The following is a 12,046-nucleotide window of genomic DNA, read 5'->3' as shown; positions in this document are numbered from 1 at the left end:
TTTTCCATAAATAATAACCTTGATCACACAGAAAAGAGGGAGCGAGACGAAATCATTTTCAAAGAAAATCATTCCTGCCCCAGTCCCATCTGTAGTCTCATTCATTATACCAAACCAGTCATAAAAGTAAAGCAAAAGAGCAGGTTCCCCCGCTCTTCACTTGCATTATTTCGTGCGTTTGAGTTTTGCATTTTTAAGAATAACAAGATTCGCTTGGTCACTAGAACTTAATTTAGATAAATCAAATGTCAATTCATCACCTTTGATGTTGTATTTCAACTCCATATCACCATAAGAACGTTTTAATGATTTTTCCTTTTGATCAACTTTTAAATCCAATTTTATTGGTACTTCATTACCAGCTATCTTCTGAATAATTTTTAATTCCCCTTTTGAATCTTTAATAGTCAATTCAATGGTAACTTTCGCATCTTTCAACACTTCAGATTCTGAATCTTGCCCCATTAACTGATTAATATTCGTCTCCATTTTGTAGGTCCCATTATCACTTTTAGCACCACAAGCTACTAACAGAACAACTGCAAAAATAGCAACAATACCTAACATAAGGCGTTTAACATTTTTCATAATCAATCTCCTAATGTACTTTATAATTAGATTTTACCATTATTTTAATACTAATTCAAGATATTTTGAAGATGCAAAAGAGCAGGTTTCCCCGCTCTTCAGTCGCTTTATTTTGTGCGTTTGAGTTTAGCGTTTTTAAGAATCATAAGATCCCCTTGGTTGCTAGAACTTAACTTAGAAAGATCAAATGTCAAATAATCACCATCGACCTTGTATGTAATCTTTTCTCCTTTACCATCATTTGACGAGATTGTTTTCTCTTTTTGATTGATTTTGACATCATAAGATCGCTCATTCTTTTGACCAGCGACTTCACCCGCGATGCTGAGGGTTCCTTTAGAATCTTTGATCTTAATAGAAACTTCAAAATTAATAACGTTTCCAATAGACTCTAATTGACTACCTGATAAGCCTTGCTCCTCAAGAATTTTCTTGAGTTCAGTTTTTGATGGTTTGTAGACATAAGTCCCATTATCACTTTTTGCACCACATGCCACCAAGAGGACTGCTGCAAAAACTGCAACGAAAGCTAAAAGAATACGTTTAATATTTTTCATAATCAATCTCCTAATGTATTTTATAATCAGATTTTACCACTATTTTAATACCGATTCAAGATGTTTTAAAGAAGAAAAAGAGCAGATACTCTCTGCCCTTCTCTTGTATTATTTTGTACGTTTGAATTTAGCGTTTTTGAACATTTCCAAAGCAGCTTCATGACCTGAACTCTTCTCACCAGATAAATCAAAAGTGAACACATCGCCTGAAACTTTGTATTTAACCTTCTCACCTTCACCTGTTTTAGATTGAAGAGTTTTCTTTTGTTGGTCAACTTTCATATCAAATGATTGGTCAGTCTTTTGTCCCATCATTTCACCTTTAATTTTAAGGCTACCTGTTTTATCTTTAATGGTCACTGAAACTTCCAATTTAACATTGTCGATCAATGCATCTACACTTGAACTTGGAGCACCTTGTTCTTCAAGGATTTCCTTCACTTCAGTTTTTGATGGTTTGTAGACATAAGTCCCGTTATCACTTTTGGCACCACATGCCACCAAGAGGACTGCTGCAAAAACAGCTACTACAGCCAAAAGAATACGTTTAAAGTTTTTCATAACTTCTCCTTTTTAGTTAGATTAACACTATTATATCAACAATTCAGGTACACGGCAATGAAAGTTTATAAATGTCATATTCTTGTAATATTTCTTGTATCAACAAAGAAATAGAATAAGGCGGAATTTAAATCCCGCCATGATTGCTTATTTAACTTTTTTGAACTTAGCAATTTTCATGTAGTTATTAAACATGTCTGTGTCACCCATCAAAGAATTCTTCACATCCTTAATCGTTAACACATTTCCTGAAACTTGATAAGTAATTTCCGCTTTCCCATACTCATTTTCTGAGACAAGAGTTTTAGCTTTTTGGTCTACTTCCAAATCAATCACTTGATTTACATTTTGACCACCTGCATTGGTGTCTACTTTCATCTCACCTTTCTTATCATTGATTGTAATCGAAATAGTGAATGAGTAATTATCACCTATCAAAGATTGAAATTCACTTGGCATAATATCTTTGATCTCATCCTTAGTAGGCTCAAACACGTAAGTCCCATTATCGCTTTTAGCGCCACAAGCTACCAAAAGGACGGCTGCAAAGACAGCTACAACAGCTAACAAAAGACGTTTAAAATTTTTCATCATCTTCTCCTTTATGATATGATTTATAGCCATTATAGCAACAAATTAGCAACATCTCAAGGGAATATAGCAAATGTAACATCATTAAAACTGCACTATTTAGTAGGTTTAGAGAAAATAAAGAGAGCTACACATGTTAGCTTTATAAAAGTCCTCTATTCACATTCTATCATCATTTTTTTCAACGACAAAAAAACCGAGGCCTAAACCTCGGTTTTCATTTTGATTGGAAACTCTATTATTTAAGAGTAACTGAAGCTCCAGCTTCTTCCAATTTACCTTTGATTTCTTCAGCTTCAGCAGCTGCAACACCTTCTTTGATGACACCAGGTGCACCATCAACAAGTTCTTTAGCTTCTTTAAGACCAAGACCAGTGATTTCACGTACAACTTTGATAACGCCGACTTTCTTGTCGCCTGCAGATGTCAATTCGATATCGAATGAATCTTTAGCAGCACCTGCGTCAGCAGCACCAGCTGCAGCAACAGCTACAGGAGCAGCTGCAGTTACACCAAATTCTTCTTCGATAGCTTTTACAAGGTCGTTCAATTCAAGGATTGAAGCTTCTTTAATTTCAGCAATAATGTTTTCAATGTTCAATGCCATTGTTATTTCCTCCAAATAAGTTTAAATTTTATATTTTTATTATTTTGTAGCTAGGCTACGCTGCGTAGCTTAAGATTAAGCTGCGTCTTCTTTGTTGTCTGCAACCGCTTTGACTGCAAGAGCAACGTTGCGCACTGGCGCTTGAAGTACAGAAAGGAGCATAGAAAGAAGTCCTTCGCGGTTTGGAAGAGTTGCAAGTGCAAGAATCTCTTCTTTAGATGCGACAGCGCCTTCGATTGCACCACCTTTGATTTCAAGTGCTTCAGCGTCTTTTGCAAAATCGTTCAAGATTTTCGCAGGTGCGATAACATCTTCGTTAGAAAATGCTACTGCAGAAGGTCCAACGAATACAGATGCAAGATCTTCAAGACCAGCTTTTTCAGCTGCACGACGCAAGATTGAGTTTTTGATAACTTTAAACTCAACTTCGCTTCCGCGAAGGTTGCGACGGAGAACTGTATCTTGCTCAACTGTCAAACCGCGAGAATCTACAACGACGATTGATGCAGCAGCTTTCATTTTTTCAGCTACTACGTCAACAAGTTCCGCTTTTTTAGCAATAATTGCTTCACTCATTAGTGTGTTCACCTCCGTAATTATTTTGCTTGGGGAATTTTTCCAAAAGAAAAACGCGCCCAAACCTAGACACGAAAGTACAATACGCTTCTTTTAATTGATACGTTTTGTCCTCGGTAGGATCTTTATGAGTCGAGCTCCCCTACTGTCTTAGGCAGTTTTTTCAAACCGTAGATTAGTTTATCATATATAAAAAAAGAATGCAAGTACTTTTGCAAACTTTTTTTATATTTTTTAATCGTTATAAAGACTCTTGATATTATTCAACCAAGCATAGGCTAGTCCCATTAGAACTCCTCCTCCTACCCAGTTGGCAAAGAAAGTCACGCAATAATGTCGTAAAATATTTAAAAACTCAAAATGCGGTAATTGGCTAGATACTGAATTAAAGCTTAATAATGAGAAGGAAGCAAAGTTTGCTGCCAAGTGTTCATTGGTCATAAAGACAAACATATAGATAGCTGAGAGGGCTAAGAGAACCTTGGCTGTTTCATCTTTGAAATATAGATAAGAAAGAATAGCAATATTTACGAAGATATTGGCAATAACTCCTTCAAAGAAAACCACTTGATTGCCTCGTTGGAGTTTATTTTCTGCTACCGTGGCTAGGAAACCTTTTGGATCGATATGTGCAAAGGCAGTTGTTTGATTGAAAAGAAAAGCGACGATTAAAGCACCAATTAAATTAAAGAAGGTACAATAAAGAAGAATCTCCAACGCTTTCTTCCAGTTAATTTTCTTTAGATAGGTACCCGCCGTCAGATACATCATATTTGAGGTGGTTAATTCCGCATTTAAGAATAGGAGGTAAACCAAGCCCCAGGCAAAGATGAATGGAAATAGAAAACGACCAGATCCAGGTACAAAGGTATTTAATAAGTCAGCTGCAACTGCTCCAACCGCCGTACTTAAAGTAAGAAATCCACCCGCAAAAATAGAACGGACTGCATAGCGCGTTTTAGATTTCTGATAGAGATCTTCCTTCTTATTACACGCCGCTCAAACTTTTTGAATAAAATTAGATTCAGACATAATATTCTCCTTATATAATGTTTGTGAACAAAATCATTATATCATAGAGAGAAAAGTTTGAAAAGGTTTTCAGGAAGAATTCTTAACTTTTCATCATATACGTTTTATATCGAATATCACTGTGTGCTAAAAACAAATAAAAAAACAGGCATCTGCCTGTTTTAGTTTTAATAATTCAAACGGTTTGCCCAAGCGATATCCAAATTCAAGATTTCTTGTGAAGTAAACTGTTGGCGATATGGATTGTATACCGAACCTGTAATACCACCTTGAACATTTGGTGAATCGTATTGAGTCAAATTATAAGTTTCAATGATGTTATTAAGTTTTGCATAGTAGCTTGTGTCTGTCGCATAAACACCTGTCAAAGCTGCTGTTGCATCTTGATAACTAGAGGTGTTGCTCTTCCATGCACCTGCAAAATGTCCTTGTTTCAAAACAGCTACGTAGTCCTGCAATGATTCGTAGTAAGATGGGTAAGAACGAAATGCGTCATTAATCGTATAGGCATTTCCAGCACCATCATCTTCCCAAGTTTGCATTACTGCAGATTGACCAGCATAACTTCCTTTTATCCCGAAAAGGTTGTAATGCGGATAAGAAGACAAGCCAGACTGACCTGATCCACTTTCAAGAATGGCTTGTGCGATCATAACGGAAGCATAAAGGTCATTCTCTTGACCGAGCTGACGAGCTGACTCACCAATTTGTGAGATGAAAGCTTCAGTAGGGTCTGAATAAGCTTGGTAAGTTCCATCATTAGCACCAACTGATGTGACGTGCTCGCTCATAGCAGCAGCAAATGTCCCCACTGCTAATACAGAAACGAACAAACCAAATAATTTCGTTTTATTCCGTATTTTCTTTTTCATAATACAATTTATCTCCAATTAATTTTTTATCATCTTTTATCTTTATAGAGATTATACCATATAAATAGAAGAAAACAAAGGCACTTATATTACACTTGTATTACAATTGCGAGATAAATCCAAAACAAAAATGACATTTTCATGTCATTTCAATTTATTTCGTAAAACGCATTTTCTAAAATAGCATCCCATGACTTCTCTAGTCCTTCCTTGGTTACCGAAGAAAAGACAATGAAAGTGTCAGCTGGATCAAAATCTAGTTTTTTCTTGATAATCGATTCATGTTTATTCCATTTTCCACGCGGAATCTTATCTGCCTTGGTAGCAACTAAGATCACAGGAATCTCATAATATTTTAAGAACTCATACATCTGAACATCATCTGCAGAAGGTTCATGACGAAAATCGACTAGGCTAACGACTGCTTTTAAGTTCTCACGACTAGTAAGGTATTCTTCGATCATCCGCCCCCACTTCTCGCGCTCTTTTTTCGAGACTCGTGCATAGCCATAACCAGGTACGTCTACCAAACGGAGTTTATCATCGATATTGAAGAAATTGAGCAATTGGGTTTTTCCTGGTTTCCCAGATGTTCTGGCCAGGTTCTTTCGATTTAAGAGAGTATTAATAAAAGAAGACTTGCCGACATTGGATCGACCGGCAAGTGCAACTTCTGGAATCTCATCTTGAGGATAATGACTCTTATTTGCAGCGCTTAAGAGGATATCCGCATTATGTGTGTTAATTTCCATATTTTATCTTTCTAGGCTGTTTCAAGAATTGGTTTTTCAGTTCCGTCTACAGCTTCTTTTGTAATTCGAACAAGTTTGACATCTTCTTGACTTGGGATTTCAAACATGACATCCATCATCGTTTCTTCGATAATCGAACGAAGTCCACGAGCTCCTGTTTTTCTTTCGATGGCTTTATTAGCAATCTCTTGAAGGGCTTCATCATCGAATTCCAATTCAACATTATCATAAGAAAGCAAGGTTTGGTATTGTTTTACCAAGGCATTGCGTGGCTCTTTTAGAATACGGACAAGATCGTCAACTGTCAATTGCTCAAGAGCAGCAAAGACTGGAAGACGTCCGATCAATTCTGGGATAATCCCGAATTTTTGAATATCTTCTGCCACGATTTCTTGCATGTAAGAGCTTGATTCATCAATGGCTTTATTGTTCTTACCGAAACCGATGACTTTTTCACCGAGACGTTGCTTAACAATTTCTTCGATCCCGTCAAAAGCACCACCTACGATGAAGAGAATATTCTTGGTATCCACTTGGATCATCTCTTGTTGTGGGTGTTTGCGTCCCCCTTGAGGTGGGACACTAGCAACAGTTCCTTCGATAATCTTCAAAAGGGCTTGTTGCACTCCTTCACCAGAAACGTCACGTGTGATAGAGACGTTTTCACTTTTCTTAGCGATCTTATCAATTTCATCGACGTAGATAATGCCTCGTTCAGCACGCTCGATATTGAAATCAGCTGCCTGAAGAAGTTTCAAGAGAATGTTTTCAACGTCTTCACCCACATAACCAGCTTCTGTCAAGGCTGTTGCATCTGCAATAGCAAATGGGACATTCAAGCTACGTGCTAAGGTTTGGGCCAAGAAAGTCTTACCTGAACCAGTAGGACCAATCATGAGGATGTTTGATTTTTGCAATTCAACATCTGTCTCGTCTTCGCGCGTATCGTGGAAGTTAATCCGTTTATAGTGGTTGTATACCGCTACTGCAAGGGCACGTTTGGCACGATCTTGACCAATCACATAGTGGTTCAAGATATTGAGCAATTCGATTGGTTTTGGAACTTCGCTAAGGTCTGCAAGGACTTCTTCTGCTAGCTCCTCACGGATAATTTCTTGTGCTAACTCTACACATTCATTACAGATAAACGCATTGTTTCCTGCAATGATTTTTTGTACTTCATCTTGACTCTTTCCGCAAAATGAGCAATAAACCATCATATCATTGTTTTGATTCGTTGGCATGTATTTCCTCTTTCTGTCATTTTCTGTTTCTATTTAGTTTAAAATAAAGTCATGTAAAAGGCGTGAATAGAATTCACAAGATTGGTAAAAGCATTTAGTAAGAATAAAATAGCGAGGCCGAACCGTTTTTTACGAAAGGTTTGTAAGGCGCAAATCAAACAGATGACACATAGGACAGCTGTAAAAAAACCAAAGACACTTCGCTCCATTAGTCTAAATCCTTTCTCTTATAATAGTTGACCGTAAAATCATATGGATTTTTCTCATCTTTCAGATGGGGAACTTGACGGACCTTTTCATAACGGTTCTCATCAAATTTTGGTGCCAATGTATCGCCATCAATCGTTGCATGAATCATGGTCTGGATCAACTCTTCTAACTGATCAGAGAAAAGCCTTAAAATCTGACTCCCCCCAATAATGTAAAGATTCTTCTCTTGGTTCTGATACCACTCTAAGACTTCTTCTTTGCTATGCATGACGAGTACAGCATCATTTTCAGAATCATAAGCCTGATCTTGCGTTAAGATAATGCTAGTCCGACCTGGTAGAACCCGTTTTTTCATACCATCAAAGGTCACTCTTCCCATAAGAATGGCTTGTCCCATGGTCGTTTCTTTGAAATGCTGAAGCTCAGCTGGCAGATGCCAAGGCATGACTTGGTCCTTTCCAATGATGCCATTTTCAGTTTGAGCCCAGATACCAATAATCTTTTTCATTCTCTCATCCTTTACACTGATACTTCTATTTTATCAAATTTTCTTATAAAAGACTGATTTCAACTATCTAGTTTGGAGGATATTTTTTTCAAAAACAAACAGAAAAAACCGCGAGATTTTCGCGGTTTTTCTTAGCCACAAGTTAGCTTAGTCTTCTTTTTTGCGTTTTGCAAATCCAAACAATGAGAGACCTGCTAAAGCACTAAAGATTGCAAGACCAGCAGTAGAAGATTCTTTTGTTCCTGTATTTGGAAGTTGTGCAGTAGGATTTTGTGGATCGATATACTTCACTTCTTCTTTCGTTTCTGGAACGACAGGAATCGTTGACTCTTCTGGTTTTGGTTGTGGAGTAGGTTGTGGTTCTGGTGTTGGTTGTGGTTGTGGAGTAGGCTGTGGCTGTGGCTCTGGTGTCGGAGTTGGATCCGGCATTGGAGTTGGTGTCACAGTCTTCTTGTAGATATGTTGAGTGTTTCCATCTTTATCTACAACAGTCTTCACGAAGTCATAACCAGGGATATCTTTCTTCGGTTGTTCCCCATCTTCTGTAGGGTTACCTGGGATTGGATCCCCATTTTCGTCTACGTATGAAGTTGTAACTTTTTCATAGACGTGTTCAGTATCACCATTAGGCAATTTCTTCGTTTCCACAAAGCGGTAACCTGGAATTTCAGCTTTTGGCTCTTCTCCATCAACTGTAGGATATCCTGGGATTTCCTTACCTTCTTTATCAACAAATTTAGTGATTGGAAGAACAGTTGGTGTGTAAGTTGCAGAAGCTTTTGTTCCATTCACATCTTCACGAACCACTGTCACTGCTGGTGCAGTACCAGTAAATTCAGGTTCTGGAGTGAAGGTTACTGTTCCGTCTGCTGCTACTGTGTAAGTACCAACACCTGGAATTGTCTTCGTAGTCGAACCATCTTCAAAGGTTGCTGGAACTTGGTCATTCATTGGTACACGGCTATCACCTTCTGTGAAGCTTGGTTTACCTGTTTGAGTAGCACCCTTCTTACCAATTGAAGTAACTTGTTCACCCGTTGGAACAACTGGTGTTACAGTTGGTGTGTACTTAGCTGTAATTGGTGTACCGTTCTTATCAACACGTTTCACTGTTACACCTGTACCTGTTCCTGTGAATGATTTTTCTGGAATAAAGGTTACTGTTCCGTCTGGAGCAACTGTATAAGTTCCTTCACCTGGAATGGTCTTAGTAGTTGAGCCATCTTCAAAGGTTGCTGGCACTTCATCATCCATTGGCACACTTGGGTTACCAGGCGTGAAGCTTGGTTTGCCAGATTGGGTTTGACCTTGGATGTCTTTAGAAGTTGCAGGTTCTGCTGTTGGAGTCACAGGAGTTACGGTTGGTGTATAAGTTGCAGAAGCTTTGGTTCCATTCTTATCTTCGCGAACAACCGTTACTGCTGGTGCAGTTCCGACGAATGATTTTTCTGGTACGAAGGTTACTGTTCCGTCTGCTGCTACTGTGTAAGTACCAACACCGTCGACAGTCTTCGTAGTTGATCCATCATCGAAGGTTGCTGGAACATCATCGTTCATTGGCACACGGCTATCACCTTCTGTGAAGGTTGGTTTACCTGTTTGAGTAGCACCTTGGATGTCTGTAGATGTTGCACCTTCAGCAGTTGGAGTTACTGGTGTCACAGTTGGTGTGTACTTAGCTGTTACTGGTGTACCGTTCTTATCAACACGTTTCACTGTTACGCCTGTACCTGTTCCTGTGAATGATTTTTCTGGTACAAAGGTTACAGTTCCGTTTGGAGCTACAGTGTAAGTTCCTTCTCCTGGAATAACCTTAGTTGTTGAGCCATCTTCAAAGGTTGCTGGTACATCATCATCCATTGGGATTGCAGGGTCACCAGGTGTGAAGCTTGGTGTACCTGTTTGTGTTTGGCCTTGGATATCTGTAGATGTTGCAGGGTCAGCAGTTGGGACAACTGGAGTGATCTTCGGTGTGTAAGTTGTTTCAGCAACTGTACCGTTTGTATCTTTACCTTGAACCTTAACTGGAACCACATCACCTGAGTAAGATTTATCAGTTGGTGTGAAGGTTACAAGGCCTGTTTCTTTATCAACTGTGAAAGTACCAATTTCTTTACCTTCTGGTGATTTAGCAACTACAGATTCTGCTGGCTGCCCATTTTCATCAAGAAGAGTAATGGTATCTTTGTCAATTGGTGCAACTGGGTCACCTTCGGTGAAGGTCACAGTTCCAGTTTGAACCACACCTTGAGGTGCTTCTGATTCAGCTGGAGTTGCTGTTGGGGTTACTGGTGTCACAGTTGGTGTGTACTTAGCAGTAACTGGAGTACCATTCTTATCGACACGTTTAACCGTTACGCCTGTACCTGTTCCTGTGAATGATTTTTCTGGTACGAAGGTGACTGTTCCATCTGGAGCAACAGTGTAAGTTCCTTCACCAGGAATGGTCTTGGTTGTTGAGCCATCTTCAAATGTTGCAGGTGTATCATCATCCATTGGAACATTTGGATTACCTGGTGTGAAGGTTGGTGTACCTGTTTGCGTTTGACCTTGTTTGTCAGTAGATGTTGTATCTTCTGCAGTTGGTGTAACTGGTGTTACGGTTGGTGTATAAGTTGCAGAAGCTTTTGTTCCGTTCTTATCTTCACGAACCACTGTTACAGCTGGTGCAGTTCCGACGAATGATTTTTCTGGTACGAAGGTTACTGTTCCATCTGCTGCTACGGTGTAAGTACCAACACCATCTACTGTCTTCGTAGTTGAGCCATCGTCAAATGTTGCTGGAACATCATTGTTCATTGGCACACGGCTATCGCCTTCAGTAAATACAGGTTTACCAGTTTGTGTAGCACCTTGGATATCTGTAGTCTCAACTGGTGTTGCAGTTGGAGTTACTGGTGTCACAGTTGGTGTGTACTTCGCTGTGATTTCAGTACCGTTCTTATCCACGCGTTTCACTGTTACACCTGAAGCAGTTCCTGTGAATGATTTTTCAGGAACGAAGGTTACTGTTCCATCTGGAGCAACTGTGTAAGTTCCTTCACCATCGACAGTCTTCGTAGTTGAGCCATCTTCAAAGGTCGCTGGAGTATCCTCATCGATTGGAACATTTGGATTTCCTTCGGTGAAGGTTGGTTTACCTGATTGTGTTTGACCTTGAATATCTGTTGATTTAGCATCTTCAGAAGTTGGAACGACTGGAGTAATCTTCGGCGTGTAAGTTGTTTCTACAGATGTTCCGTTTGTATCTTTACCTTGAACCTTAACTGGAACCACATCACCTGAATAAGATTTATCTGTTGGTGTGAAGGTCACAACACCTGTTTCTTTATCAACAGTGAAGGTACCGATCACATCACCTGCTGGTGATTTCGCTTCTACTGACGCCGCTGGTTGACCATTTTCATCAAGAAGAGTAATGGTATTCTTGTCGATTGGCGCTACTTCATCACCTTCAGTAAAGGTTACAGTTCCAGTTTGAACCAAACCTTGAGGTCCAGTAGATTCAGCTGGTGTAGCAGTTGGAGTTACTGGAGTTACGGTTGGTGTGTAAGTTGCAGAAGCTTTGGTTCCGTTCTTATCTTCACGAACAACCGTTACGGCTGGTGCTTTACCTGTGAATGATTTTTCAGGGACAAAGGTTACAGTTCCGTCTGCTGCTACTGTGTAAGTACCAACGCCATCTACTATCTTGGTAGTTGAACCATCGTCGAAAGTAGCTGGAACGTCATCGTTCATTGGCACACGGCTATCACCTTCAGTAAATTCAGGCTTACCTGTTTGAGTTTGACCTTGTTTACCTGTTGTTTCAACTGGTGTAGCTGTCGGTGTGACTGGAGTCACAGTTGGTGTATAAGTCGCAGAGGCTTTAGTTCCGTTCTTATCTTCACGAACAACCGTTACGGCTGGTGCTTTACCTGTGAATGATTTTTCTGGTACAAATGTAAC

11 protein-coding genes, 1 pseudogene and 1 other annotated feature are annotated in these 12,046 nt (G+C 39.3%); all 12 genes and pseudogenes read right to left on the bottom strand.

Annotated features, from left to right (window positions below; translation table 11 throughout):
* Positions 1-165 precede the first annotated feature (165 nt).
* Complete coding sequence (locus H7T97_RS01630; RefSeq protein WP_201089129.1) at positions 166-588, bottom strand: hypothetical protein; 423 nt, start codon at positions 586-588, stop codon at positions 166-168.
* Positions 589-695: 107 nt separating this feature from the next.
* Positions 696-1,145 (bottom strand): hypothetical protein, encoded by a 450-nt coding sequence (locus H7T97_RS01625; RefSeq protein WP_201089127.1) that lies wholly within the window; start codon positions 1,143-1,145, stop codon positions 696-698.
* A 108-nt stretch (positions 1,146-1,253) separates the two neighbouring features.
* A complete protein-coding gene (locus tag H7T97_RS01620) occupies positions 1,254-1,706 on the bottom strand; it encodes a hypothetical protein (protein ID WP_003007432.1) in 453 nt (150 codons plus the stop codon).
* A gap of 147 nt (positions 1,707-1,853) precedes the next feature.
* On the bottom strand, positions 1,854-2,297 hold the full coding sequence (locus tag H7T97_RS01615) for a hypothetical protein (RefSeq protein WP_023918201.1): 444 nt from the start codon (positions 2,295-2,297) through the stop codon (positions 1,854-1,856).
* 238 nt (positions 2,298-2,535) lie between these two features.
* On the bottom strand, positions 2,536-2,904 hold the full coding sequence (rplL, locus tag H7T97_RS01610; protein ID WP_003001622.1) for a 50S ribosomal protein L7/L12: 369 nt from the start codon (positions 2,902-2,904) through the stop codon (positions 2,536-2,538).
* A 75-nt stretch (positions 2,905-2,979) separates the two neighbouring features.
* The gene (gene rplJ, locus H7T97_RS01605; protein ID WP_003001722.1) at positions 2,980-3,480 is read right to left on the bottom strand and encodes a 50S ribosomal protein L10; all 501 of its coding nucleotides are present in this window, start codon (positions 3,478-3,480) and stop codon (positions 2,980-2,982) included.
* Between the two features lie 38 nt (positions 3,481-3,518).
* Positions 3,519-3,653, bottom strand: a sequence feature (ribosomal protein L10 leader region).
* Positions 3,654-3,714: 61 nt separating this feature from the next.
* Positions 3,715-4,512: pseudogene (locus H7T97_RS01600) on the bottom strand (formate/nitrite transporter family protein).
* Positions 4,513-4,679: 167 nt separating this feature from the next.
* Positions 4,680-5,384, bottom strand: a complete 705-nt coding sequence (locus tag H7T97_RS01595) for a glucosaminidase domain-containing protein (RefSeq protein WP_021153281.1) — start codon at positions 5,382-5,384, stop codon at positions 4,680-4,682.
* A gap of 149 nt (positions 5,385-5,533) precedes the next feature.
* Positions 5,534-6,136 carry a ribosome biogenesis GTP-binding protein YihA/YsxC gene (yihA, locus tag H7T97_RS01590; protein ID WP_070662235.1) on the bottom strand — a complete coding sequence of 201 codons (603 nt, stop codon included), beginning with the start codon at positions 6,134-6,136 and terminating at the stop codon, positions 5,534-5,536.
* Positions 6,137-6,147: 11 nt separating this feature from the next.
* Entirely contained in the window at positions 6,148-7,380 is a 1,233-nt protein-coding gene (gene clpX, locus H7T97_RS01585; protein ID WP_003001797.1) for an ATP-dependent Clp protease ATP-binding subunit ClpX, read from the bottom strand.
* A 208-nt stretch (positions 7,381-7,588) separates the two neighbouring features.
* Positions 7,589-8,098, bottom strand: coding sequence for a dihydrofolate reductase (locus H7T97_RS01580; RefSeq protein WP_201089125.1), 510 nt, complete (start codon positions 8,096-8,098; stop codon positions 7,589-7,591).
* Positions 8,099-8,245: 147 nt separating this feature from the next.
* Positions 8,246-12,046, bottom strand: a 3,801-nt coding sequence (locus H7T97_RS10250) for an LPXTG cell wall anchor domain-containing protein (protein ID WP_260314041.1), incomplete at its 5' end; no start/stop codon positions are given.

Source organism: Streptococcus parasanguinis (genome assembly GCF_016648925.1).
GTDB lineage: Bacteria > Bacillota > Bacilli > Lactobacillales > Streptococcaceae > Streptococcus.
This window is presented reverse-complemented; position numbering and strand designations above follow the sequence as displayed.